The following is a 25654-nucleotide window of genomic DNA, read 5'->3' on the forward strand; positions in this document are numbered from 1 at the left end:
TTGCCCACACTTATTGGTAACAATATTGCCACTACAGAAAAATCAGAGCATCAGCTGTAAGTGCTTGATTTTATTGAGACCGGATGGGCAAAAAAGGGGGAAATTGTGATTTGGTGTCGAACTCGGGCGGGCCGTCTCCAGCAATTTGCTGTCGGTGGGGTGAGCCACGGCTTTTTCTTGCACCGTGGAGTCCACGATCACACGGGTCAATTCCTTCTTGGCGATCAGCTTGAGCGTGACCGCCACCTCCATGGTGCGGGCGAGCAGCTCTTCCACGCCTTCTTCGCCAAGTGCTTTGCGGAAGCGCCCCAGTTGTGTCGGGTCGCAAGGCCACTGGTGCTCAAAATATTCGTTGCCAGAAAAGTATTGCCAGGTGGGGGTCTCACCCCAGCGTTGGATCACATCCTCATCGCTCTCGTTGAACGCATGCTTGAGGTACAGCAGCGCCACCATCAAACGGGTGGGCAAACGAGGACGACCGGCATTGGAGACGCCGCCACCGGCAACGCCCGAGAGCGGGCCAAACAAGTCCAGGTCTTCGATCTTCTTGCCAGCCTTGACCTGGCGTGCCCAGCGCTGGGCCAAGGAAGCTTCGATCGCTTGCCAAGGCATGCGGTTGGCCAGCACCGCCAGCGGGTGGCGCAAATCGATCATCTGGTCCAGGCGGTTGCGGAAAAAGTCATCGGTCATGGCGCTGCTTTCAAAAACTCCCAGAAAACAGGCTCCATTGGATATTTATTTGAGAGTTCTGACCATCCGGATTCACCCCAGATCACAAGCATTCATGCGGGTTGCAGGGGTTTTGCAGGAGCGACTAAATACGAAAAATCAGCTACAAAACTTTTTGCGTACCCAACTCGCGTGCGCACCCTTAAACCCACCCTTGATCCAAACCAAAGCTGGCTGAGGGAGCCGCTGCCGATCCCAAACATGCCTTCTGGTGCGGTGAATCACTTCATAATTCACCGCAATATATGCGGCGAATAGAGCGCATAATCACCGCATGTTTGCCGACAAGCCTCCCCGTAAACGCACTTACCTGTGGCAGCGCCCCGACTGGCCGCAGTGGCGATATGACGCGACTGCGCTGGTGGGGCCTTTGGCACAGTTGCACCGCGCGCAAGGTGAGTTGGCCGGTCGAATGGCGCATTTGGGGTTGGCGCAGCGCGATCTGGCGACTTTGCAGGTTTTGACGCAAGAGGTCATCACCACCAGCGCCATTGAGGGCGAAACGCTCAACTTGGAGGCTGTGCGCTCGTCCATTGCCCGCAAGTTGGGGGTGGACATTGGCGCGCTCGCGCCCGCTGACCGCCATGTGGATGGCGTGGTGGACATGGTGCTGGACGCCACCCAGCAACACGCCCAACCGCTCACGGCCGAGCGCTTGTTTGGCTGGCATGCGGCGCTGTTTCCCACTGGCTTTAGCGGCCGTCTGAGGATTCAGGTCGGCGCCTGGCGCAACGACGCAGCGGGTCCGATGCAAGTGGTCTCAGGCCCGGTGGGTCGCGAAAAGGTGCACTTTGAGGCACCGCCCGCCCACACACTGTCCGCACAAACAGCCGCGTTTTTGGAATGGTTCAACGCCGGGCCGGTGTGTGATGCGCTGGTGCACGCTGGGTTGGCACATTTGTGGCTGGTGACCTTGCACCCGTTTGACGACGGCAATGGCCGCATCAGCCGAGCCGTGGGCGATATGGCCTTGGCCCGAGCAGAAGGCGCTGCACAACGGTTTTACAGCCTCAGTGCGCAAATTCAGCGCGAGCGCAAACAGTATTACGAGCAACTCGAAGCCAGCCAGCGCGGCACGATGGACGTGACGCCATGGCTGGAATGGTTTTCCGCTTGTTTGTTGCGCGCCGTGCAGGGTGCGGATGACCTCTTAGCAGGGGTTTTGGACAAAGCACAGTTCTGGCAACGCTGGTCTGGCACACCCCTGAACCCACGCCAGATTTCGGTGCTCAATCGCGTGCTCGATGGCATGGACGGCCAGTTGACCAACGCCAAGTGGGCCACCATCGGAAAATGTTCGGCCGACACGGCGCTGCGCGATATCAATGATTTGTTAGCGCGTGGTGTATTGCGCCGCCTCGAAGGTGGCGGGCGCAATACAGCCTATTCGTGGTTGATGTAGGGCGTGCGCCACGCCCATCGCCCACGGGGTGCTCCTAGAAAAATTAAGGGTTTGCTTATCGCTCAAGCCTTCAAGGGGCTGGTGGATTCTTTTAAGGAAGGCGGCAGTTGTAACTTATTCCGCTATCTCGCCGAATAAACAGGTATCTGCGGTTACGGTTCAAGTCGCCTTAAGGGTGCTCTTTGCCGGGCCTAGACCACTTTGGAGTTTTTCATGCGTCTTCGTCAAATTGTTTTGCTGCTCTTGTTGGCCTTGGTCATCGGCGCTTTTGTGGCGCTGGACTTGGGGCGTTACTTGAGCTTTGAGCAACTCAAGGCCAGCCAGGCCAGTTTTAACCAGCTCTACGCGCAGCAACCGCTCGTGGTGGCGGCGGTTTACTTTGGGGTCTATGTCGTGGCCACGGCTTTGTCCTTTCCGGGCGCAGTCATCATCACCTTGGCCGGTGGGGCGGTGTTTGGCTTGTGGTGGGGGTTGTTGATCGTGTCGTTCGCGTCCACCCTCGGCGCCACCTTGGCATTTTTGGCGTCCCGCTTTGTCCTGCGTGACTGGGTGGAATCCCGCTTTGGCCAGCGCCTGGCCGACATCAACGCGGGGGTGGACAAAGAAGGGGCGTTTTACCTGTTCACTTTGCGCTTGATTCCGGTGGTGCCATTTTTTCTCATCAACTTGCTGATGGGCCTGACCCGCATGAAGACCTGGACGTATTACTGGGTCAGTCAGCTCGGCATGCTGGCGGGCACTGCGGTGTATGTGAATGCCGGCACGCAACTGGCGCAGCTCGATTCGGTACAGGGCATCTTGAGCCCGGCGCTCTTGGGCAGCTTTGTGTTGCTGGGCATCTTCCCGCTGTTGGCGCGGCGCGGGGTGGCGGCCATTCAAAAGCGCCAAGTCTATGCCCGCTGGGCAAGCGTGCGCCCCAAGACCTTTGACCGCAACCTGATCGTGATCGGTGGCGGTGCGGCGGGCCTGGTGTCGGCCTACATTGCCGCCGCCGTGAAAGCCAAAGTGACCTTGATCGAGTCGCACAAGATGGGTGGCGACTGCCTGAACTACGGTTGCGTGCCCAGCAAAGCCTTGATCAAAAGCGCCAAGTTGGCGCACCAGATGCGCCACGGTGCGCAATACGGTTTGAGCGACACCGCGCCCAGCTTCAGCTTCAAGGCCGTGATGCAGCGTGTGCACGACGTGATCAAAGCCATCGAGCCGCACGACAGTGTCGAGCGCTACAACGGGCTTGGCGTGGAGGTGCTGCAGGGCTACGGCAAGCTGGTGAACCCGTGGACGGTGGAGGTAGCCTTGAACGACGGCACCCGCCAGCGCTTAACAGCGCGCAGCATCGTGATTGCCGCTGGCGCACGGCCGATCGTGCCGCCCTTGCCAGGCCTGGAAGAGGTGGGCTACGTCACCAGCGACACCCTGTGGGACGAATTTGCGAAGCTGGATGAAGTGCCTAAACGTTTGGTGGTGCTGGGAGGTGGGCCGATTGGCTGCGAGCTGGCGCAAAGCTTTGCCCGCTTGGGCGCACAGGTCACGCAGGTCGAGATGGGTGATCGCATCATGGTGCGCGAGGACGAAGAGGTCTCTGTGTTGGCGCGAGAGGCTTTGCAGGCCGATGGTGTGCAGGTGCTCACCGGGCACAAAGCGCTTCGTTGCAAGCGCCGGGGGGATGACAAAATTTTGGTGGTCAATCAACAAGGAGAAGGGCAAGGTCAAGAGGTCGAAATTGTGTTTGACGCCCTGGTCTGCGCCGTGGGCCGTGTGGCCCGCCTGCAAGGCTATGGCTTGGAAGACATCGGCGTGCCCACGCACCGCACCGTCGAGACCAATGAATATTTGCAAACGCTTTACCCCAACATCTACGCCGCAGGCGATGTGGCCGGGCCTTACCAGTTCACCCACACGGCGGCGCACCAAGCCTGGTATGCGGCAGTCAACGCCTTGTTTGGTGACTTCAAATCTTTCAAGGTCGACTACCGCGTGATCCCGTGGGCCACCTTCATCGACCCCGAGGTGGCGCGTGTGGGCCTGAACGAGCAAGAAGCCAAAGAAAAGAACATCCCGTATGAAGTGACCAAGTACGGCATCGACGACCTGGACCGGGCCATTGCCGACAGCGAGGCGCGGGGCTTTGTGAAGGTGCTCACCGTGCCCGGCAAAGACCGCATTTTGGGCGTGACCATTGTGGGCACGCATGCAGGTGATTTGCTGGCCGAATACGTGCTGGCCATGAAGCATGGCCTGGGGCTGAATAAAATTTTAGGCACCATCCACACCTACCCGACGCTGGCCGAGGCCAACAAATACGCCGCCGGTGAATGGAAGCGGGCCCACGCGCCGCAAAAGTTGTTGGCCTGGGCCAAGAAGTTTCACGATTGGCGGCGCGGATGAGCAAAAGGCGCGTTGATATTCCAGCGGCTTGCGTGTGCCGCCGGGCTTTGCTGACCCTGGGGGTCGCAGCATGGGCGCTGTCGGCTGCCGTGCATGCCCAGGTGCTCGCACCTTTGGTTCCCGCAGAGGGCCTTGCCTCGTCATCCTGGCGATTTGTGGGGTTTCCCAAGTCCAAAGCCGATATTCCTGCCACACGCTTTGAGCTGGCCGAGGTGCAAGCTGAGCGTGCGCTCAAAGTCAGTACGCAATCGTCGTATGGCACGCTGGTGCACGAGCATGCACCCATGGCTGCGGGCCGATTGGAGTGGCGCTGGCGCCTTGACCAAGCACTCATTGGCAGCAAGCTGGCGCCCGATATCCTGACCAAAGCGGGTGATGATGCGGCGCTCAAGGTGTGTGTGATGTTTGACCACCCGTTGCAGCGCCTGCCTTTTGTTGAACGCAGCTTGCTGCGCATTGCCCGGCGCGTGAGTGGTGAAGACCTGCCGGCCGCGACCCTTTGCTACGTCTGGGACAGCGTGTACCCGGCGGGACTGCAAGGCGCCAACCCGTATACCAAACGGGTGCGTTTCATCACCCTGCAAGGCAAGGGCGCGCCCCTTGGGCAATGGCAAAACGAATCCCGCGATGTGGCCGCTGACTTTGCCCAACTGTTTGCTGACGAATCACCCGCAGGCTCAAGCGCACCTCAGGCGCGCGCAGTGTTGATCGGCGCAGACAGCGACAACACGGGGAGCCGCAGTGTGGGCTGGGTCAAGGCGCTGGACTGGGTTCAATGAAGCGCGAATGCGGCAGTCAAAGCGCCGGAGCCGTGTCAAGCAAGCTTTGTTTTAGGGGCTCTTGGAGGCGACTTTGACGCTGACGCCGCCAAGGTCCAGCACAGCATCGACCACGATGTTTTGTGCCCCCTTCAGCAGCAAAATATCGGCGCCCACTCTTTTGTACTGGTGATCGGGTGGCGGGGGGCCCAGCTTGACCAAGAGGGGCAAGGGCAAATCTTCTGGCCTTTCAGAGGCGGGCAAAGGTTGACGAAGCTTCCAATCCCGTTCCTTGAACTGGGCTTCACACTTGGTGCCGCGTTTGACCAGTCCTTTGGGGCACTCATCAGTCCCCCGGTTTTCTTCAAAAAACTCAGTGATCTGGGCTTTCTGCCGTCTGCCCAGAAAACCATCAGGTGCTTCAGGCGCCTTGGGTTTTTCTGCGGGTTCGGCCCCAGCAGCTTGCACGATGACGGGCTGCATCATGTTGCCCTGCGGGCCACCAGCCAAGCCGGCAGCAGGCGCTGGCACCACGGGCGCGGGTGCAGCAGGGGGCTTGGTGACTTCAACCGAAGCGCGTGTTTCTTTGCCTTTGGAGGTGTACATCGCCGCCATCAAATCTGGGTCGTTGGCAATTTTTGCTTCCATCAAACCATCAACTTTTCCTGCCATTTCGATCGTGTCGGCTGTTCCCAGCCAAGTTGCGCGGTTGGAGGCAATGGCTGTCAATTGCGCCTGGCTGCACTTTCCACTGTGTTGATTTAACCAATCGGTCACTTTGGCAATGCGCTCCGCCACATCATGTGTCAGCAGGGCCAGTGACCTGAATTCAGAGACCAGGCACCCGCCGGCACGTGCTTTGGGCTGGGCCTGAACGGGCAGGCTCGCCACGCTCAGCATCGAGACAATGCCAAGCAGGGAAAAGCGCCAGTTTTTCATCAATATTTCACGCACGGTGTGTCCAGTATAGAAAACCACATCTTGGTATCGGCAGGAGGCAAGGGTTCTTGAATGGCCGGGCGTTGAGCGCGCAACATAAGCCGCATTGAACCCAATTGCTTCGCGAAGTTGCCCATTACAAACACATCCCCAGCTCGCTCAGGATCGACGCTGTATGTTCGCCCACTTGCGGAATCGGGTCCATTCGGTAGTTGAAAGCAGTTTGTCGACCAGGCGGGAGCAGGGCAGGCAGCTCGCCCGCGGGTGAGGCCACCTGCGTCCAGCGCTGGCGGGCCTGCAACTGCGGGTGCGCCCAAACGTCGGCCATGTTGTTCATGCGGGCGTTGGCTATTTGCGCCCGCTCCAGCCGCTCGGTCACCTGCTCCAGTGTCAGCTGCGCAAAGGTGTCCAGGATGATGCTTTGCAAGTCCAGGCGGTTGTCGTTGCGCTGTGCATTGCTGTGAAAGCGTGGATCGCCTGCCAGGGTGGGCTGGACCAGCACATGCTGGCAGAACTGCACCCATTCGCGTTCGTTTTGCAGGCCCAGCATCACGGTGCCAATGTGCTCGCCATGCACGCCTAGCTGGCCGCCGACCTGAAATGGCCCATAGGGGTGTATGGTGGCATGGGCCGCAGCGTTGCGCGTTGGCGGGGATGCGCCATCCATCGCGTAATACATCGGAAAGCCCATCCACTCGGTCAAGGCTTCGAGCATGGACACATCGATGTGCGAACCCTCACCGGTTTTTTCTCGCTGCAACAGGGCGGACAAAATATTGCTGTAGGCGTACATGCCTGCGGCAATGTCGGCGATCGAGTTGCCGCTTTTGCTGGGCTGCTCGGGTGTGCCGGTCACACTCAAATAACCGGCTTCGCTTTGAATCAGCAAGTCGTAGGCTTTTTTGTCACGGTAAGGCCCATCGTTGCCATAGCCTGAGATGTCGCACACGATCAGTCGTGGGTTGTGCGCGCGCAGGGTGGCTGCATCCAGTCCCATGCGGGCGGTGGCCCCGGGTGCCAGGTTTTGCACCAGCACGTCGGCTTTGGCCACCAGGGCTTTGAGCACAGCCAGGTGCTGCGGCACTTTAAGGTCCAGCGCCAAGCTTTCCTTGGAGCGATTAACCCAGACAAAATGGGATGACAGCCCCCGAGCACGCTGGTCATAAGCGCGGGCAAAGTCCCCCGTGCCAGGCCGCTCGACCTTGATGACGCGCGCCCCCAGGTCGGCCAGCTGACGGGTGCAAAAAGGGGCAGCAATCGCATGTTCCAAGGCCACCACGGTGATGTGGTCGAGTGGGCGTGTCGTGGATGTAGAGGGTGCGATGCTGGGCATGGTCGGGGCGTCCGTTGTGCCAACCAGTTTAGCCAGATTGGGTCAGCCAGGCCCAACATGAGGAGGACAACCCTACAATCCAGCCATGACCATTCAATGCTTTTATTCAGCTTTTCAGTGGGGTTGCCATCCCACATGACACCCAGTTTTTTTCGCCAAATCTGGTTGTTCAACGTGCGCAACGATGTGCTCGCCGGCCTGGTGGTCGCGCTGGCTCTTATTCCTGAAGCGATTGCGTTTTCCATCATCGCTGGCGTCGACCCCAAAGTGGGGCTCTACGCCTCGTTTTCGATCGCCACCATCATTGCATTTGCCGGCGGACGCCCTGGCATGATTTCGGCTGCCACGGGGGCCATGGCGCTGGTGATTGCCTCCTTGGTCAAAGACCACGGTTTGCAATACTTGTTGGCCGCTACCGTGCTCACGGGCGTGTTGCAAGTGTTCGCGGGCTGGCTGCACTTGGGGAGTCTGATGCGATTTGTCTCGCGCTCGGTGGTCACGGGTTTTGTGAATGCGCTGGCCATTCTGATCTTCATGGCCCAACTGCCTGAGCTCAACCCTGCCACTGCGGGCGTGACCTGGCATGTCTACGCCATGACCGCCGCGGGCTTGGCCATCATTTATGGCTTGCCTTACATCACCAAAGTCGTGCCTTCGCCGCTGGTCACCATCGTGGTGCTTACCGCGGTGTCTATGGCGCTCGGCCTGAATATTCGTACCGTGGGCGACATGGGTGAGTTGCCCGACAGCCTGCCCATGTTTTTGATGCCGGATGTGCCTTTGAACTGGGACACATTGATGATCATCTTGCCCTACTCGGCCACGCTCATGGTGGTGGGTTTGCTGGAGTCGCTCATGACAGCGACCATCGTGGATGACATGACTGACACCAAGAGCGACAAGAGCCGCGAATGTGTAGGCCAAGGGGTGGCCAACATCGCTACCGGCTTCATTGGCGGCATGGCCGGTTGCGCCATGATCGGCCAGTCGGTTATCAATGTGAAGTCTGGTGGCCGCGGCCGTTTGTCCACTTTGGTGGCCGGTGTGATGTTGCTGGTGTTGGTGGTTTTTCTGGGTGACTGGGTGAGCCAGATTCCCATGGCCGCCCTGGTGGCGGTGATGATCATGGTGTCGATCGGCACCTTCAACTGGGCTTCCATTGGCAATATGCGCGAGCACCCCAAAAGCTCCAGCGTAGTCATGTTGGCCACCGTGGCCGTGACGGTGTTCACCCACGACTTGGCACGAGGCGTTCTTACCGGCGTCTTGCTATCAGGCTTTTTCTTTGCGCACAAAATCGGCCAAATTTTGTGGGTTCATTCCACCAGAACCCCTGAGGTGCATACCTATGAGGTCGTGGGCCAAGTTTTCTTTGCCAGTGCCGACCGCTTCATCGATGCTTTTGACTTTGACGAAGTCGTGGCTCAGGTGGTGATCGACGTGAGCCGCGCCCACTTTTGGGACATCACGGCTGTGAGCGCTTTGGACAAGGTGGTGCTGAAGTTACGCCGTGAGGGCGCCGAGGTGGAGGTGCGTGGTTTGAACGAAGCCAGCGCGACGCTGGTCGACAAATTTGCGGTGCACGACAAGGACAGCAAAGACCTCATCATCGTGCACTGAGCTTGTGCGCCGTCAGTCTAGGCTCAGCACCTTCAGCACCTCGCTCAAGTCGCAGCCCGTGTGGTGTGGTGCTGGGCCAATGGTCTCGGGCGGCAGGCCCTGGCGGTTGACCCAGAGTGTGGTGAAGCCAAACCAGGTGGCCCCCAGCGCGTCCCACGCGTTGCTGGAGACAAACAGCACATCGGCCGGGGCGACGCCAAAGTGATCCTGCACCATTTGGTAGCTGCTGGGCGTGGTCTTGAACTGGCGCACACGGTCCACCGACAGCACGGCGTCTAGCCAATCATCCATGCCCGCACTGTGCACGGCCGATGCCAGCATCTCGGGACTGCCGTTGGACAAAATGGCCGTGGCCACGCCGTGATGGCGCAGGCTTTGCAGCACGCCCAAATTTTCTGAAAAAGCCGTGAGCTTGGCATATTGGGCCATCAGCGCGTCTTCGTTTGCGCCCGTGTGCACCAAACCCAAACGGGCCAGCGCATAACGCAACGCCGCACGGGTGATGTCCCAAAACGATTGGTAATGTCGACTGCCTTGTTCGCTCGGGTCACTCAGCGAGATCAGTCGCGTGTAATCGATCTGCTTGTCGCGCCACAGAACCGACAGGGCCGCGCCCTGGCCAGGGTAGAGCTGTTCAGCCAAAGCGCTGATCGAGTACACATCGAACAGCGTTCCGTAGGCATCGAACACCACGATCTTGATGGCCATGGTTTAACCGCCTCCTCGGTGGGTGTGCAGATCAAAGAATTTTTGCCGTGTGTAACGGGCAGCATCGTTTAGACCCTGGTACGCGAAGTGCACTTGCAACTGCGGAATGCGCAGCAGCGCGATGCAGCGATCGGGCAGCGTGGACCACTGAAGGTTGAGCGAGCCCTCTGGCCAGGATGCCACACAGCACCCAAGCGCTGTGTCCACCGCCAATTGGGCATGCGGCAAGGAGCGCGGCAGCCAACTGATCAGCTCGACTGCGGTGCAACCCATGGTGCGCTCGAATTGTTCGGGAACGTGTGTAGGTGTCATGCGGCAAAGATCGGATGATAGGCCTTGATTGTCGTGGATGTCGGGCCTTATGGCCGGGTCTTAGGCTTGAGCCTTAGGCGACTTTGTAGGCCGCAAAGCGCTCGTCCACCACAGTGCCAAAGGCGTGGTTGGAGAAGTTGCTGAGCACTTTGACCGATATGGCCAGAACGATGTAAAGCAGGTCGCTTTCTTGGTAGCCCGCTGCCAAAAAGGCCTGTACGGCAGTCGGGTCGGGCTGGCCGTTGGTCTTGACCATGGTGCTTGTCATGGCGTACAGCGCGGCCAGCTTGGCATCAGCAATGGTCGTGCCTGCGCGGATGGCTTGAACACGTCGTGCTCAAAGTCATGCAGGCCACAGATGTTGCCGCTGTAAAAAACACCCGCCCGCAAAGCGATTCGCGACAAGACTGAACTCAGTGCGTCCATGTCGATGTGCTTGAGGGGGCTTACACCAGGTGCCCGGTTTTCACCAGAATCAAGCAGCCTTCGCGGCTGAAGGGCTGGTGCTGGCTCATGTGCGGGCTGCGCAGCCAGCTGCCGGCGGGGTAGTTGCCGTGTTCGTCCGAAAAAACGCCTTCGACCACAAATATCTCTTCGCCGCCCCAATGTCGGTGGGGGCTGAAAAACGTCTCCGGCGCCCAGCGCACAAGGGCTGTGTTTTGGCTTTCAAAGGTGTTCAGTGGCAAGACCTTCAGGCCTGGGACCAGGCCTTGGTGCCAGTCGCTGCGCTGCGTGTCGATGACGATGCGTTCGCTGTCACGCCGATCTAAGTGGCGCAGTTTGACGAATAGGGTGCAGCCTTCGGGCGACGATGGCGCGTGCGAGGAACCGACTGGGTTTTTGATGTAACTGCCAGGGCCGTACACGCCGTGTTCGTCATGCAGCGTGCCGTCGAGCACCAAAATTTCTTCACCTCCACCGTGCGTGTGGGACGCAAATGCCGAGCCCGGTGCATAGCGCACGATGGATGTGGCCCGCGCTATTTCGCCGCCATCGCGCTCGAGCATGCGCCGCGATACGCCCGCTGCAGGCGACGCAACCCACTCGAGGGTGTTGCCCTCAACGACACAGCGTTGGCTCAGGTCGGCGTTCAGGGGGAGCATGGACATGGACATGGGTTCGCGATGTTGGTGGGCGAGTATTGGATGCTCAGGTTTTCAGCAGCACAGGTTCCAGGGCCTCGCCTTGCACCGTGATGCGCCCAATGATGGCAGTGTGCACATAACCTGCGGCCTGCAGGGCCTGCACACAAGCTTGTGCCTGCGCTGCAGGCACGCTGGCCAAAAGGCCGCCTGCAGTTTGGGGGTCAAACAGCAAGGGGTAGCGTGGGTCGTGCACAAATTCATCGGCGTTGCGCAGTGCGCGGCGCAGGCGCACATTGGCGGGTTGCAAGGAACTGACGATGCCCGCCTTGACGCATTCCACAGCGCCGTCCAGCAGCGGCAGGGTGCTCATCTGCAGCTCGGCATCCACGCCGGAGGGGCGCGTCATTTCGACCAGATGGCCCAGCAGGCCAAAACCGGTCAGGTCGGTGCAGGCGGTGGCGCCATGGGTGCGCAAAACCTGGGCGCCCAGTTGGTTGGATTGAACCATCGATTGCAAGGCCGCATCGATCCAGCGGCCTTTGGCGGCGTGCCGTGCGTGCGCTGCAAACAAGGTGCCAGTGCCGATGGGCTTGGTCAGCAACAACACATCGCCTGGTTGCATGCCGCCCTTGCGCATCAGGCCGTCCATCTTCTCGTCGATCAGACCATTGATGGCAAAACCCAGCGCCAGTTCATGGCCTTCACCGGTGTGGCCACCCACCAGGGCGCAGCCTGCAGCGTTGAGCACCTCGATGGCGCCGCCCATCATTTGCATCAACAGGTCTTCGACCTTGCTTTCAAGACCTGGCGGCACGGTGACCACCGCCGTGGCGGTCTGGGCTTCGGCGCCCATGGCAAAAATGTCGCCCAGCGCGTGATTGGCAGCCACCTTGCCAAACAAGTAAGGGTCGTCTATGAAGGCCCGGAAAAAATCCACGGTGTGCACCATGGCCATGCCCGGCGGCACACGCACCACGGCCGCATCGTCAGGCGCGTGCAGGCCAATCAGCACATCGGCCCGTTCGACCGGCTTCAAGCTGCCCAGGGCACGCGACAAGACATTGGCACCCACCTTGGCGCCGCAGCCGCCGCAGCGCATGGCCAAGGCCGAGATGGCTTGCAGGGATTCTTCAGAGCTCAGTGTCAAGCGGGTGGCCGGCGCTTTGCCTTGGGCTCGGATGTCTCTGAGCAACTGCCCCATCGAATGAATCGCCGTTCTGGCATTGATCCCCGGCTGAGTGGGGTCCATCGCGGGCAGTTCGGTGAAGCGCTGCATGAATTGGCGGTCAATCCGGTCTTTCCAGCGCCACACCCATTCACCAGCAAAACCCCATCGCCCGCGAGAACCCACCGCGTAACGGTTGCCAGTAGAGATCAATGCCAGCCAATGTCGCTGTGGCTGGTAGGCCAGCAACTTTTGGCCACGCAGGGTACGGCGTAAATTGGTCGCCAGTGGCTTGGCCATGCGCACGGCGAAAACCCCTGCTTTTTCCAGCGGACGCTCGCTGAAGGAGGCAATGTCGCCTGCGGCAAACACTAACGGGTCGTTCAGGCTTTGCAGTTGAGGGGTGACCAGAATGAAACCATGGGCATCCAGTTGTAGCCCAGTGCTTTGCAGCCAGGTCGGACCGCCCGCTTGTGTGACCCACATGGTTTCATCGGCGTCATAAGTGCGGCCGTTTTTGGTGTGCAGGCAGCCAGGAGAAACCTGCACCACCTCGGCCTGGGTGTGCACGTCGATGTCGCGATCTCGCAGAACCCGGGCAAAGCGTTCGCGCACGCCGGGGTTGTGTGTGGGCAAGATCGTCTCACCCGAGGTGAGCAGCACAAATTTCAGGGTTTCAGGGCTGCGCCCCAGCGCCTTAAATTCATGGCGCAAGCGGTACTGCATGGACAGCAGCAGCTCTACGCCGCCAGCACCACCGCCAACCACTGCAATCGTCATGCGGCCTCGGTACGACGGCCATTGCCGGGCTTTTTCCAGCAGTGCCAGCCAGCGCTGGTTGAACTGTGCGATGGGCTTGACCGGTATGGCCAGCGCCTGAGCGCCCGCAACCTGTTGCACTTGAGGTGTCGAGCCGATGTTGATGGACAGCACATCGTAGGCCACGGCAGGCCGGTTGCGGCAAATGACTTTGTGATTTTGGCGGTCAATGCCCACCACCTCATCGCGGTAAAGGCGTGCACCGGCAAAGGCGCACAGGCGGCCCAGGTCGATGTGGACTTCGTCAAAGCTGTAATGGCCCGAAATATAGCCTGGCAGCATGCCTGAATAAGGCGTGTCGATGTCGGTGCAAATCACGGTGATGCGCACCCCGGGCTCGGGATTCATGGCGAACATGTGCAGAACGCCCACATGGCTGTGTCCGCCGCCGACCAGCACCAGGTCGCGCAGCACAGGTTGTTCAGAAAGTTGCATCAAATTGTCCAGAGGTCTTGCACCCAGCGGTGCAAGGCAGCACGTTCGGCCTGCGGTTCAAACAAGGGTGCGCGCAAGGCGCACTGGTGCCCCAAGTGTGCCATCAGGCCAGGATGCTTTTGTGGATCTCTGCAAGCCAGCAACAAATCGGCCAAGCCCTGTGCATCACCCGGCTCAAAAATACCCGTGTAATCGTTGCCCAAAAGCCCCAGGTTGCCGTCAATGCGTGAGGCCAGCACGGGGGTGCCGCTGCAGATCGCCTCCATCAGCACATGGGCGCCACCTTCCAGGCGACTGGTGTGCACCAGCAGGTGCGCGCGCTGAATGCGCTGCCGGGTTTGTGGGTGCGGTAAAGCGCCCAGCCACCTGTAGTGGGGGCATTGTGCTTGTGTGGCCTGAGCCGCCTGACCGAGAGCCGGGTCCAACGCGGCACCAATGTGATCGATTAAGATGCCGCAGCCTTTGGGCAACAGCCGTGCGGCGGCCATCAGTGTCAAGGGGTCTTTTTCTTCGCGCAAGTGGCCCACCATCACCACACGCATTTGGCGCTGTGATTTGGGCAGCGCCTGACGCATGCCGGTGGACTGAAAGATCACCCGGGTCTTGCTGTGGTGCAGGCTGGGCAAGGCCTCTTTGCCCAGACTTTGCAACACCACCAAAGACGATGCCAAAGCTAGAGAGTGTTGGGCTTGAAGGTCGGACTCGATGTCGCGGTACAAGTCGGTTCCGGTCAGGGCCAGCCCCAAGCCACGCTGGCCGTGCGTGGCATGCCAGGCCTGTACCGAGTCGGCCGAGCGCCGCGCGTGCAGCGCCAGCATGACGTCGTCTTGCCCGGCCTGGGCATCCGGCCACTGTCGCACGATGCGGGCAGAATGTGGGGACAGCAAACGTTGCCAGCGGCGCGCCGTTTGCCAGTTCCCGTTGTTGGCATCGGCCAGGGCGGGACTGACAATGACCACTCGAAGTTTTTGCATGAGCGATTTATACATGAATGGCAGTACCCCGGCGGGTGCAGGGCGGACCCCCTTGGGCCTTTTTAATGGCCTGCCTTTTGGCCGGTTCAAGGGCCCGGTGCGCAGTGCTGTTCGCACTGCCGGACCACAGACCTTGGCGCAGGCCCTGCAAGCCACCCGCAGCCGCAGCTTGGCGCTCATGCAAGCTTGGCATGCCGACTTGCCTGATTTGTCGGTGCCCCCCCAGGCCGAGTTGAATCCGCCGCTTTGGGAGTGGGGCCATATTGCCTGGTTTCAGGAGTGGTGGACGGTGCGTAACCGACAGCGGCACCTGGGGACAAAAAGCGCGTTCGATGGTGACGCTTTTGACGCCTCAGTTTTGCCCCAGGCCGATGCCCTGTTCAATTCCAGCGAAGTCGCGCACGAAAGCCGTTGGACCTTGTCCTTGCCTGATTTGGCGCACACCCAAAGCTATCTGGCCGAGGTCATGCAGCGGAGTTTGGCAAATTTGCAGGATGTACCCGATGAAACGGATGAGACCTTGTATTTCTGGCGGCTCGCGTTGCAACACGAAGCCATGCACAACGAAGCTTCGGTCTGTATGGCGCAGGCCTTGGGCCTGTCTATGCCTGAGGCGCTTCGCAGCGGCGATGGGGTTTTGGACGCCAGGCCTTTAGTCACTGCACAGCCGCTGCCTGCGGCCTCTGCCATAAACGCAGAAGCCGACTTTCAAATTCGGCTGCCTGCCCAAACCTGGACGTTGGGCCAGCGTGAAACCGGTTTTGCCTTTGACAACGAATGCGCCGCGCACCCCTTGTCGCTGGCGAATTTCAGCATCGATGCGGGGACTGTGACCTGGTCGCGCTACGTGCCATTTTTGCAAGCGACAGGCCACGCATTGCCGCCCCACGTTCGGTCTGTGCAAGGCCACTGGCAAGTGCAGCGCTTTGGCCATTGGCAGGCCATGGACCTGAACGCGCCGGCCGTGCATGTGAGCGCATACGATGCGCAGGCTTGGTGTCAATGGGCAGGTCGCCGTTTGCCCACCGAGGCCGAATGGGAATGTGCGGCGCACGCGCCAGATTTTGCCTGGGGCCAAGTCTGGGAATGGACGGCCAGCCCCTTTGAGCCTTATCCGGGTTTTGTGGCGCACCCTTACCGCGACTATTCTGCCCCCTGGTGGCATCACCATCGCGTGCTGCGCGGCGCCTGCGCCGCCACATCGCTGCATCTTGTGGACGTGCGCTATCGCAATTTTTTCTTGCCGCAGCGGCGCGATATTTTTGCCGGTTTTCGGTCGGCGAGCTTGTAAGGTGTTGGCGTAAAAATTCGCCCACAGACTGCGCATTGCTCAGTGTGTGGACACCCCCATGCGCAGCAACTCGTCGATCAGGACATGGGTTTTCAGCGTATCCGCCCCGTTCACCCGAGGGGCGCGGTTTTGCGTGATTGACTCCATGAAATCGGTCAGCAGATCACGGTGTGGCTCATGGGAAAAATCCATGATGTTGGCGCCGCTGCCCGTACCGCCTTCGCTGCTCACGCTCAGCGGTGCACCTTCCAAAAAGTGCACTTGCAGGTTGGCCCCACTCAAACGGGCGCTGCCCAGCGTGCCGATGATGTCAATTGTTTCGGGATAGCCGGGGTACATGGCTGTGGTGGCCATCAAGTCGCCGGGCGCACCGTTGCCCAATACCATCAGCGCAGTCACATGGTCTTCGGTCTCCATCTGGTGCAGTCGCGTTTGACGCACCGTCGCCGCTTTGACCGACTGCACGCCCACCAGCGCCCGAAACAGGTCCAGCGTGTGGATGGCCTGGGTCAGCAAAACGCCGCCACCGTCGCGCGCCAACGTGCCACGCCCTGGTTCCTTGTAATAGGCTTGTGTGCGCCACCAAGGCACGCGCACGGAGGCAGCCTGGACCTCGCCCAAGCGGCCTTCGTCCATGAGTTGTTGCAAGGTGATGGCCGCCGCGCGAAAGCGGTGTTGCAGCACCACCCCCAAGTTCAGCCCTGACGCGCTGGCCAGTTCCACCAGTCGGGCGGATCGGTCCAGGTTGAGTTCCAGTGGCTTTTCCAGCAAAACGTGTTTGCCCGCAGCGAAGCAACGCTGACAAATGTCCAGGTGGGTGGAGGGTGGCGTGGCCACAATGACCGCCTGCACGATAGGGTCTTGCAAAACAAGGTCGAGCGAGTCCACCAACTGCACCGGCCCCGTGTAAGGACGAATGCGGTCGGCATGCGGCTGGCGGGTGACCGCATAGCGCAAGTCGATGCGGTCGGCGAGGTCTTGCAAACTGCGCAGGTGCGGCAACGCGGCCGCACCCAGGCCCACCAGCGCCATGCCCATGCGTGCGGCCATGTGTCAGCTGCCTTGGCCGATTTTGACCTGGTTGATTTGCGCCTGCGCCTTGACCAGTGAAGGCACCAGCTCTGCCCCGTAGCCCAGGGCGCAGGCTGTCACCAGACTTTGGTGCACGCTGGTGCCCACCAGAGATGGCGCCTTGACGCTTTCTGTCAGGTGCACGTAATAGCGCAAATCTTTCGACGCATTGTTCAACTCGAATTTGAGGCCGGTGTAATCGCCCTCCAGCGTTTTGGCCATGGCCTGAAACAGGCCGGAATTGACCGCGCCTGCCGACACCACGCGCACCAGCTGTGCCACATCGATGCCCGCTTTGGCCCCCACCGCAAAGGCCTCTGCCGTGGCCGTAGTTATGCTTTGAGCTAAAAAATTGTTCAAGAGTTTGATGACGTGGGCCGAGCCGATTTCGCCCACATGGAAAATGTTTTCGCAATAGGCCTTGAACATCGGCTCCAAGCGGGCAAAGACTTCTGGTGCTGAGCCCACCATGGTATTGAGTTTGCCCGCTTCGGCCTCAGCGGGTGAGCGTGCCAGGGGCGCATCCACCAGGGTCATGCCTGCAGCTTGGCAGCGTGCCGCAAGACGGCGGGTGGAGTCGGGCTCGCTGGTGGACGCATCCACCACGATCAGGCCAGCGCGGGCTTGGCTCAGCAGACCTTGTGGGCCTTCCAGTGCGGCCTCGACCTGAGGCGAGCCGGTCACGCAAATGATGACTGCATCACAAGCGGCCAGTTCAGCATGGGAGCCCACGAGCTTGGCGCCTGCGGCCAGCAAATCTTGCAAAGGCTCGCGTCTGGAATGCGCGGTCAAAGAGACCTGAAAGCCTTTGGCCAGCAAATTCTTGGCGATGCCGTGGCCCATGAGCCCTGAGGCACCGATAAAACCAATGTGTTTCATGTGCTTCTTTCGTGTGATGAATGAAAAAGTTCCGAAGTTCAGGCCCGGCGGCACCAGGTCGGTGCGAAATGACGGCTTGCTGCCTTCCATGTTGCAGTTCAAGGTATCACTGAGGCCACTTCTGGGGCCAGCGCGGCCGGACACTTTGGCGACAGCACGCCGTCCAAAGCATGGTTTACCCCAAGAGGGTTCAGAGGGCTTTGGCCTAAAGTAAAAAAACAACAACACAGACAAGTTGTTGTCACGATCAATACAGGAGACACAGACATGAAATTTTTGAAGCCATTGTTAGGCGTGGTTCTTTCTTCGGTCATGGCCTTGAGCGCACAAGCGCAGCAAGCGCCCATCACTTTGCATGGCGCATCGCAGTTTGGCGATGACCACGCCTTCACCAAAGCCATGGTGCGCTTTGAAGAGCTGGTCAAAAAATACTACGGCAAGCCCGTTAATTTTGTGTTGCACAAAAACAGCGAATTGGGCCTTGAAAAAGATTACTTCGCCTACATGAACCAGGGCAAAGCCGTGGATTACGCGATCGTTTCGCCAGCCCACATGTCCACCTTCTCCAAGGCAGCACCTTTCATTGATGCGCCGTTTTTGTTCAGCGACTTGACTCACTGGAACAAGGTGCTCGATCAGGATGTGCTCAAGCCGATTGCCGATGAGGTGGAGCAGAAAGCCGAAGTCCGTTTGATCGGTTATGCCGGTGGTGGCGTGCGCAATATTTTTGCCAACAAGGCTGCTGGCAATCTGGCTGAGCTTAAAAACCTGAAGGTGCGTGTGCAAGGTGCACCCATCTGGAGCCGCACTTTCAGCGCTGTAGGCATGACCCCCACCGTGATCGCCTACAACGAGGTGTACAACGCCATTCAAAACGGTGTGATCAACGCGGGTGAAAACGAAGCGGCAGGTGTGGAAGCCATGAAGTTCTACGAAGTGGCACCCAGCATTTTGATGACGCGCCATGCCATCACCATTCGCCCCCTGTGTTTTTCGGTCAAGACCCTGAAAAAACTCCCTGCTGATTTGCAGGCTGCCATTGTCAAGGCAGGCAAAGAGGCAGGTGCTTATGGCCGACAAATCGAGTCGTCTGAAGACCAGGCCAAGCTCGACAAGTACGCCAAGGAAGGCAAGCTCAAGCAAGTCCCATTCACACAGCGCGCCGAGATGCAAAAACTGGTTGATCCGGTGATGGCTGCTTATGCCAAAGAGGTGGGTGCTGATGCCATCTTTGCCAAGATCAATTCATTGAAATAATTGCCTTTCAGGGGTGTTTGTTCGCAAACACCCCTCAGGATGAACCATCCATTACCGATGAAAAAATTATTGTTGTTGATTGATGGCTTGTTGTCGTTTCTTCTTGTCGTAACGCTGTTGCTTTTGTTGGTTCCGGTGAGCTTGCAGATATTTTCCAGATACACCGATTTCATACCGCGTTACATGTGGACAGAGGAAATGAGCCGGTTCTTCTTCATTTGGTTGATCATGCTGGGTGCCACCTTGGGTGTGCGGGAAAAAATGCACTTTGACGTGGATTTCCTGCCGCAGTTGTCGGCCAAGGCCAATCGTTTTCTGCTGTTTATCTGCCAGTTTTTCATGCTTGTTTTTTCAGGTGTGATTTTTTACTGGGGCATCGAGTTCACGCAATTCGGATGGAACCAGACCTCCGAGCTGGCTGACATGCCCATGTGGTGGATTTTCATTGCCTGGCCTATCTCTGGTTTTCTGTGGATTGTTTTTTTGTTGCACCATATGTTCACCGCATCGTCAGGCGATGAAAGTGTGAACCAGGAGTCAGTGGTTTGAGCTCTGCATTGTTTTCTCCGAGCGAGGCAGCACTCGTTCTCTTCGGTTGTTTTTTCTTGTTATTGGCCATCAGGGTCCCGGTGGCCTTTGCACTGGGCCTGGCGTCGTTGCCGGTTTTGGTGCTTGAGCCCAGGCTTTCACCCATGGTCTTGTTCAATGAAACATTCAAGACCTACAACTCCTTTATTTTGTTGGCGGTCCCCTTCTTTTTATTGACTGCAAACCTCATGAATGCGGGGGGGATTACCGAGCGGATAATGCGCTTGTCCAGAGCACTGGTGGGCCATTTCCCGGGTGGCCTGGCACAGATCAATGTGCTGCTGTCTGTTTTTTTTGCAGGCATTTCAGGTTCTGCCAGTGCCGATGCTGCAGGGCAGGGAAAGCTGTTCATTGAGGCACAGGTCAAGGAGGGGTATGACCTGTCGTTCTCCATTGCTGTGACGGCAGTTTCTGCCGTGCTGGCAGTGATCATTCCACCCTCTATTTTGATGGTGGTGTGGGGCGGTGTGATTTCAACTTCTATTGGCGCCATGTACTTGGCGGGCATCGTGCCGGGATTGTTGCTGGGCTTGGCCCAAATGGCCACGGTGCATGCCTATGCTGTCCGGCGCAACTACCCGGTCTATCCTCGCGCCGATATGGCTGAATTGGTCAAGTCGGCGGGTGTCGCCATACCCGCATTGATGACGCCGGTGATCATCGTGGGCGGTATTTTGCTGGGCTGGTTCACGGCAACCGAATCTGCTGCCGCAGCCGTGTTGTATGCAGCGGGCTTGTCGCTGTTTTTCTACCGTGAGATGGGGTTCAAGCAATTCATTGCGGCTGTGCTGGATTCAGGCAAGCTGTCGGCCGTTGCGCTGTTTTGCGTGGGCACAGCCTCGGTTTTTGGTTGGTTGCTGGCTTACTACCAAATCCCCAAGGCCTTGTTGTCCAACGTGCAAACTTGGGGCATGGGCGTCATCGGCGTCGGCTTGTTCATTGCGGCTGCATTCCTGGTGGTGGGCTGCTTTCTGGATGCGATTCCTGCCATCATCATTGTGGGCACCACCTTGCAGCCCTTGGCCCAATCGGTCGGCATGCACCCGGTGCACTTTGCCATTGTGGGCATCTTGGCTTTGGCCTTTGGCTTGGTCACGCCGCCTTATGGCATGTGCCTGATGATTTCGTGTGCTGTGGCCAAAGTGCCCCTGCGCTTTGCTTTGAAGGACACCATGATCATGGTGGTTCCCATGTTGTTTGTACTTCTTGCGGTCATCGTGTTCCCTGAAATTGCCTTGTTCTTGCCGCGCCTTTTTTCACCAGAAATGATCAACTGAGCCATGCAGCAACTGACGCCTTTGAGTGATGTTTTAGGCGCCCAGGTTCAGGGCTTGGATCTTTCACACCCTTTGGATGAGGGGCAAAAAAAATGGCTGGCCGATGCCTTGCACCGCCATGGCTTCATCGTGTTGAAGAACCAGTCGCTCACGGCCGCGCAGATGGTGACTTTTGCCAAGCAATGGGGGCGGCCTTCGCCCCATGTCATTGACAGCTTTCACCACCCGGAAGATGCCAATATCCTGATGCTGTCGAATGTTTTCAAGGACGGCAAACCCACCGGGCTGGTGGATGCCGGCACCTATTTCCACACCGACTACTCTTACCTGGACGATGTAGCGCGCTGCACCATCTTGCACGCGCAAGACGTGCCCCATTCACCCAACGGCACGACCTTTGCCAACCAAGCCAAAGCCTATGCCGACCTGCCGCGCAGCATGCAGGAAAAAATTCAGGGCCTGGTGGTGAAGCACCACTATGGCAACCGTGATGACCTGGACCATCAATCCAGGACCGTGGCCTCGGTGCTCAACCCGGACCAGGCCAAACGGGTCAACTGGGTGCATCATCCGCTCGTCAAAAAGCACCCGTTCACCGGCCAGCCCGCCTTGTATGCCGTGAGCGGCAGTTCCTTCGGCATCGAGGGCATGGATGACGACGAGGCGCTGGCGCTGTTGCGTGAACTCGCGGCGCACGCCACACAAGACAAATACTGTTACACCAACAACTATGAAAACGGCGACGTTATCGTCTGGGACAACGCTTTGCTGCTGCACAGCGCGCCCCTGATCGATCTGACGCGGCCCCGCAGCTTGTGGCGCGTGACCGTGCTCTACCCTTCTGGCCACTGACCCTCAAGGCATGTACTGGCCGCCGTTGACTTCGATGATCTGGCCGGTCACATAGCCTGACATTTGCTCAGAAGCCAGGTACACAAAAGCACCTGCACATTCCTCGGCGGTACCCAGTCGGTTCATCGGAATCGTGGCCTTGAAGCCTTCCAGCATTTGCGGGGTCGAAAAACGTTCATGAAACGGCGTGGTGATGACACCAGGCGCCACGGCGTTGACGCGGATCTTGTCCTTGACCAGTTCTTTGGCCAGGCCCCGCGTCATGGTTGAGACAAAACCCTTGGAGCCAGCATAGAGCGATGCGCCAGCCCCGCCGCCGTGCCGTGCCGCCACCGACGTCACGTTGATGATGCCGCCGCCTTGGCCTTGCTTGCGCATGGCGGCCACCGCTGCAGCGGTGCACATCATGGCCGAACGCACATTCAGGTAGACCACGTTGTCAAACAGCGCATCGGTGATTTCTTCGATCGGTACCCGCTGGACCAATGCGCCGGCATTGTTGATCAGGATGTCGATGCGGCCAAAGGCTTTCACGGTGTCATCGACCAGGCGCTGGCACTGGGTCGATTCCATCACGTCGCCTTGCAGCAACACGGCCTGTGCGCCAGTGGCTTTGACCGCTTTGAGCACCTCTTCAGCCGGTCCTTTGCTGCTGTTGTAGTGCACCGCCACGCGAGCACCCAGTTTGCCAAAAGCGACGGCAGCCGCGGCCCCGATGCCGGTGCTGGAGCCGGTGATCAAAACTACTTTGTCTTTCAGATCGTTCAACATGCAAGTCTCCTGGTAGATGCATCTGCACACAGCATGAGCGCTGGGGCCGATTCATTATGGGCAGGCTCGCCGTGACGCCCAATCAAGTAGGTGACAAGCTCAGGCGCTTGCCCAGAACACGGCAAAGCGTGTGGCTGGGTCTGTCCATGTCCGGATGGCCGTGAAGCCTGCTGTGCGCAACAAGGTGTCAAAGCCTGGCACTGTCCATTTGCAGGCGTTTTCGGTGTGAATGGTTTCGCCCGCTGCAAAATGGCGCCCACCACCGGGCCATTGCACCCGCAGGGCCTGGCGGGCTTGCAGGTGCATTTCTACCCGCGATTGTTCGGCATTGAAACGCGACAGGTGGCGCCAGTCACGCACTGCAAAGTCACTGCCCACCAGGCGGTTGATGTGCAAGAGCAAGTTCAGGTTGAAGGCGGCTGTGACGCCCAGCGCATCGTCGTAAGCGGCTTCGAGTTCGGCCACATCTTTCACCAGGTCCACCCCGATCAGCAGACCGCTGTGCCTGGCGCTGCCGCACGCAGTGTGCAGGCTGCGTAAAAAGCCCACAGCCTGATCGGGTGTGAAATTGCCGATGCTCGAGCCTGGATAAAACAGCACACGGGGCTGAGCTGGATCCAGCGCGAGGTCGGCAGGTAAATGAAGACCCGCCGAAAAGTCGATGCCCAGACCCATCATGGGCAAACCTGGATGTTGGTGCTGCAGGTCTTGCAGGGCCGCACGCACAAAGTCCACCGATATGTCGACTGCCACATACCGCCCTGCCGCCATTGGGCCCAGCAAGTGCGAAGCTTTTTCGCAATTGCCTGCGCCCAGGTCGATCCAGCAAGCGTCAGCCGGCAGGTGACTGGCCATGTCAGCGCTATGCTGCTGCATCACACGGGCTTCGGTTCGTGTGAGGTCGTACTCTGGCAACTCAGTGATGGCTTCAAACAGGCGCGAGCCCAGCGCGTCATAAAGGTATTTGGGCGATGTGAAGGCCTGAGGGGCCATCAGGCCCTGCAGGAGTTCTTGCGCCACATGGCCGGCATGTGGGTGGTAAATCTGAATGAATTGGGGGGCGCTCATGCGGGCATCTTAAGCCAGTGCGGTCGCCCCGTGGCAGGCGGGTACAAGCCCCTCGCTGCTAAAAATTTCGCGCATGGCGTCTCGTTTCAGGGTCTGGTTTTAGCCCCTGAGCGCTTGTGCCGATGCATTTCAGGGTTTAATCCAAGCTGTTTGTTTTTGGAGGAACTTTTCAATGTTGAATTCTTTTGTTGCCAGGGTCCTGCCCTTTGCCATCACGGGCCTCTTGGCGCTGTCTGCTGCGTTTGCAGCCAGTGCCCAAACCACGCTGCGTGTCACCACCATTCCTGAAGAGGCCGCTACCGAACAAGTGCGCAAGTTCACGCCTCTGGCCAACTACCTCGAAAAGCAATTGGGCATGAAGGTGCTGTTCACGCCGGTCACCGATTACCCCGCTGCGGTGGAGTCACTTGTCAACAAAAAGGTGGACTTGGTCTGGTTTGGTGGCTTCACCTACGTTCAGGCCAAGCTCCGCTCTGGTGACAAGGTGGTGCCTTTGGCCCAGCGCGAAGAAGACACGCGTTTTCAATCGGTGTTCATTGCCAAGACCGATTCGGGCATCAAGACGCTGGCTGACATGAAGGGCAAGCAAATCTCCTTTGGTTCTGCCAGCAGTACATCTGGGCACGCCATGCCAAGAGGTGTACTGGTGCAAGCTGGGATCAACCCTGAAAAAGACTTTAAGCGCATCGCCTACAGCGGTGCGCACGACGCCACGATTGCCTCGGTGGTCAGTGGCAAAGTCGATGCGGCTGCGCTGGACATCACGGTGTGGAAAAAGTTTGTCGCAGAAAACAAGGTGGACACTCAGGCTGTGAATGTGTTTTTTACAACGCCAACGTACTTCAATTACAACTGGTCGGTACACGCTGACATGCCAGTTTCACTGCAGAACAAGATCAAGGCTGCGCTGCTTGCTCTTAACCCGGCTAACCCTGAACACGCTGAAATTCTTCGTCTGAACCGTGCCACGCGTTACATCGAAACCAAGCCTGAAAACTACAAAGAATTAGAAGCAGCAGCTAGAAACTTGGGCTTGCTTTGAATCGCTGGAGCACATCGGCTTGAACATCGAGCTTTTGGCCCTGGAGGCCCGGCACCCGGCCGCGCTGCCTGGCACGGCACCGGCTTTGCGCGCGCTGAACCTGCGGCTGGCCGCAGGCGAACAGGTGGCCATCATTGGCCCGTCTGGCGCGGGCAAGACGACCTTGTTGCAGGTGCTGGCCTGCGCGCAGCCGCCCACGCAAGGCCGGCTGCAGTTGGCGGGCGTGAACCCCTGGACATTGCCCGCTCGGGCGCTGCGCCGTTTGCGTGGCCAGTTGTTTCTGGCCCCGCAAGTGCCACCGCTGCCGCCGCGCCAACGCGTGGTGACCGCGGTGCTGGCCGGGCGTTTGCCCGCCATGGGCCTATGGGCCAGTTTGCGCTCGCTGTTTTACCCGGCTGACATCCCGTCGGCTTACCAAGCGCTGCTGCACTTTGACCTGGGCGAAAAATTGTTCGAACGTGTAGACCGCTTGTCGGGTGGCGAGCGCCAGCGCGTGGGCCTGGCCCGCGCCTTGCTGGCCCCGGCCAGCCTGTGGCTGATCGATGAGCCGCTGTCGGCGCTCGACCCTATGCGCGCCCGCATGGCCATGGCCGCATTGGTGGGCCTGGCGGCCGAGCGCAAAGTCACATTGGTGGCCACGCTGCACCAGGTGGACATGGCGTTGGCGCACTTCCCACGCATCATCGGCCTGCGCGATGGGCAGATGGTGTTTGACTTGCCGGCTGCGCAGGTCAGCCCCGAGCGCCTGGCGAATTTGTACGACCAGTACGAACACGAGTTGCGCGGTGAGGCGCTGCCTTTGGTGCTGCAAGAGGCCGCTCTGACAACACCTGCGCCTGTGGTGATGCATTGCCGCTGACGCGGCCAGGTCTTTCACGCCACGCGCACCGC

23 protein-coding genes and 1 pseudogene are annotated in these 25654 nt (G+C 59.2%); 11 read left to right on the plus strand and 13 right to left on the minus strand.

All coding sequences use genetic code 11. From position 1 onward, the window contains the following. Positions 1-126: 126 nt before the first annotated feature. Positions 127-690, minus strand: a pseudogene (locus ACIQ3A_RS04945) (transposase); the annotation flags it as partial. Between the two features lie 313 nt (positions 691-1003). Here ACIQ3A_RS04945 and ACIQ3A_RS04950 point away from each other — a divergent pair. The 3 genes from ACIQ3A_RS04950 to ACIQ3A_RS04960 all read left to right on the plus strand — a co-directional run bounded on the left by ACIQ3A_RS04950 (position 1004) and on the right by ACIQ3A_RS04960 (position 5298). Continuing rightward, positions 1004-2131 (plus strand): Fic family protein, encoded by a 1128-nt coding sequence (locus tag ACIQ3A_RS04950; protein ID WP_396430647.1) that lies wholly within the window; start codon positions 1004-1006, stop codon positions 2129-2131. A gap of 213 nt (positions 2132-2344) precedes the next feature. Further along, positions 2345-4519, plus strand: a complete 2175-nt coding sequence (locus ACIQ3A_RS04955) for an FAD-dependent oxidoreductase (RefSeq protein WP_396430648.1) — start codon at positions 2345-2347, stop codon at positions 4517-4519. Then, a complete protein-coding gene (locus ACIQ3A_RS04960; protein WP_396430649.1) occupies positions 4516-5298 on the plus strand; it encodes a DUF3047 domain-containing protein in 783 nt (260 codons plus the stop codon). The genes ACIQ3A_RS04955 and ACIQ3A_RS04960 overlap by 4 nt, the downstream gene beginning before the upstream one ends. A gap of 51 nt (positions 5299-5349) precedes the next feature. Here the strand turns inward: ACIQ3A_RS04960 and ACIQ3A_RS04965 are convergent, their stop codons facing one another. Beyond that, positions 5350-6231: a hypothetical protein gene (locus tag ACIQ3A_RS04965; protein ID WP_396430650.1), complete on the minus strand. Its 882-nt coding sequence runs from the start codon at positions 6229-6231 to the stop codon at positions 5350-5352. A 121-nt stretch (positions 6232-6352) separates the two neighbouring features. Then, positions 6353-7549, minus strand: coding sequence for a CaiB/BaiF CoA transferase family protein (locus tag ACIQ3A_RS04970; protein ID WP_396430651.1), 1197 nt, complete (start codon positions 7547-7549; stop codon positions 6353-6355). 135 nt (positions 7550-7684) lie between these two features. On the opposite strand from ACIQ3A_RS04970, the gene ACIQ3A_RS04975 reads away from it, so the two are divergent. After that, entirely contained in the window at positions 7685-9169 is a 1485-nt protein-coding gene (locus tag ACIQ3A_RS04975; protein WP_396430652.1) for a SulP family inorganic anion transporter, read from the plus strand. 12 nt (positions 9170-9181) lie between these two features. Here ACIQ3A_RS04975 and ACIQ3A_RS04980 read toward each other — a convergent pair whose 3' ends face one another. The 6 genes from ACIQ3A_RS04980 to senB form a co-directional block, all read right to left on the minus strand. Beyond that, a complete protein-coding gene (locus ACIQ3A_RS04980) occupies positions 9182-9877 on the minus strand; it encodes a haloacid dehalogenase type II (RefSeq protein ID WP_396430653.1) in 696 nt (231 codons plus the stop codon). 3 nt (positions 9878-9880) lie between these two features. Then, a complete protein-coding gene (locus tag ACIQ3A_RS04985; RefSeq protein WP_396430654.1) occupies positions 9881-10189 on the minus strand; it encodes a hypothetical protein in 309 nt (102 codons plus the stop codon). Positions 10190-10262: 73 nt separating this feature from the next. Further along, positions 10263-10457: a hypothetical protein gene (locus ACIQ3A_RS04990; RefSeq protein ID WP_396430655.1), complete on the minus strand. Its 195-nt coding sequence runs from the start codon at positions 10455-10457 to the stop codon at positions 10263-10265. A 178-nt stretch (positions 10458-10635) separates the two neighbouring features. After that, entirely contained in the window at positions 10636-11298 is a 663-nt protein-coding gene (locus ACIQ3A_RS04995) for a cupin domain-containing protein (protein ID WP_396430656.1), read from the minus strand. Between the two features lie 40 nt (positions 11299-11338). Then, positions 11339-13693: a selenide, water dikinase SelD gene (gene selD, locus ACIQ3A_RS05000; protein ID WP_396430657.1), complete on the minus strand. Its 2355-nt coding sequence runs from the start codon at positions 13691-13693 to the stop codon at positions 11339-11341. After that, positions 13693-14667, minus strand: coding sequence for a selenoneine biosynthesis selenosugar synthase SenB (gene senB / locus ACIQ3A_RS05005; RefSeq protein WP_396430658.1), 975 nt, complete (start codon positions 14665-14667; stop codon positions 13693-13695). The genes selD and senB overlap by 1 nt, the downstream gene beginning before the upstream one ends. Here senB and senA point away from each other — a divergent pair. Further along, the gene (gene senA / locus ACIQ3A_RS05010) at positions 14666-15958 is read left to right on the plus strand and encodes a selenoneine synthase SenA (RefSeq protein ID WP_396430659.1); all 1293 of its coding nucleotides are present in this window, start codon (positions 14666-14668) and stop codon (positions 15956-15958) included. The genes senB and senA overlap by 2 nt on opposite strands. Positions 15959-15997: 39 nt before the next feature. Here senA and ACIQ3A_RS05015 read toward each other — a convergent pair whose 3' ends face one another. Both ACIQ3A_RS05015 and ACIQ3A_RS05020 read right to left on the minus strand, forming a co-directional pair. Next, positions 15998-17008 carry a Gfo/Idh/MocA family protein gene (locus tag ACIQ3A_RS05015; RefSeq protein ID WP_396430660.1) on the minus strand — a complete coding sequence of 337 codons (1011 nt, stop codon included), beginning with the start codon at positions 17006-17008 and terminating at the stop codon, positions 15998-16000. 3 nt (positions 17009-17011) lie between these two features. Further along, positions 17012-17908, minus strand: coding sequence for an NAD(P)-dependent oxidoreductase (locus tag ACIQ3A_RS05020; RefSeq protein WP_396430661.1), 897 nt, complete (start codon positions 17906-17908; stop codon positions 17012-17014). 267 nt (positions 17909-18175) lie between these two features. Here ACIQ3A_RS05020 and ACIQ3A_RS05025 point away from each other — a divergent pair, with 267 nt between their 5' ends. Genes ACIQ3A_RS05025 through ACIQ3A_RS05040 form a run of 4 tightly spaced genes read left to right on the plus strand, consistent with a single transcriptional unit; the run spans position 18176 to position 21882 of the window. Continuing rightward, positions 18176-19165 (plus strand): TRAP transporter substrate-binding protein, encoded by a 990-nt coding sequence (locus tag ACIQ3A_RS05025; protein ID WP_396430662.1) that lies wholly within the window; start codon positions 18176-18178, stop codon positions 19163-19165. A 57-nt stretch (positions 19166-19222) separates the two neighbouring features. Continuing rightward, on the plus strand, positions 19223-19714 hold the full coding sequence (locus tag ACIQ3A_RS05030; protein WP_396430663.1) for a TRAP transporter small permease: 492 nt from the start codon (positions 19223-19225) through the stop codon (positions 19712-19714). An 8-nt stretch (positions 19715-19722) separates the two neighbouring features. Beyond that, the gene (locus ACIQ3A_RS05035; RefSeq protein WP_255561984.1) at positions 19723-21030 is read left to right on the plus strand and encodes a TRAP transporter large permease; all 1308 of its coding nucleotides are present in this window, start codon (positions 19723-19725) and stop codon (positions 21028-21030) included. A 3-nt stretch (positions 21031-21033) separates the two neighbouring features. Continuing rightward, positions 21034-21882, plus strand: a complete 849-nt coding sequence (locus tag ACIQ3A_RS05040; RefSeq protein ID WP_396430664.1) for a TauD/TfdA dioxygenase family protein — start codon at positions 21034-21036, stop codon at positions 21880-21882. Between the two features lie 3 nt (positions 21883-21885). Here the strand turns inward: ACIQ3A_RS05040 and ACIQ3A_RS05045 are convergent, their stop codons facing one another. Further along, a complete protein-coding gene (locus tag ACIQ3A_RS05045; protein ID WP_396430679.1) occupies positions 21886-22650 on the minus strand; it encodes an SDR family NAD(P)-dependent oxidoreductase in 765 nt (254 codons plus the stop codon). Between the two features lie 102 nt (positions 22651-22752). Continuing rightward, complete coding sequence (egtD, locus tag ACIQ3A_RS05050; RefSeq protein WP_396430665.1) at positions 22753-23721, minus strand: L-histidine N(alpha)-methyltransferase; 969 nt, start codon at positions 23719-23721, stop codon at positions 22753-22755. Positions 23722-23893: 172 nt separating this feature from the next. On the opposite strand from egtD, the gene ACIQ3A_RS05055 reads away from it, so the two are divergent. Both ACIQ3A_RS05055 and ACIQ3A_RS05060 read left to right on the plus strand, forming a co-directional pair. After that, positions 23894-24763 carry a putative selenate ABC transporter substrate-binding protein gene (locus ACIQ3A_RS05055; protein ID WP_396430666.1) on the plus strand — a complete coding sequence of 290 codons (870 nt, stop codon included), beginning with the start codon at positions 23894-23896 and terminating at the stop codon, positions 24761-24763. Between the two features lie 19 nt (positions 24764-24782). Next, entirely contained in the window at positions 24783-25622 is an 840-nt protein-coding gene (locus ACIQ3A_RS05060; RefSeq protein WP_396430667.1) for a phosphonate ABC transporter ATP-binding protein, read from the plus strand. Positions 25623-25654 lie beyond the last annotated feature (32 nt).

Origin of the sequence: Limnohabitans sp., assembly GCF_044361985.1 — a bacterium.
Lineage (GTDB): Bacteria > Pseudomonadota > Gammaproteobacteria > Burkholderiales > Burkholderiaceae_C > Limnohabitans_A.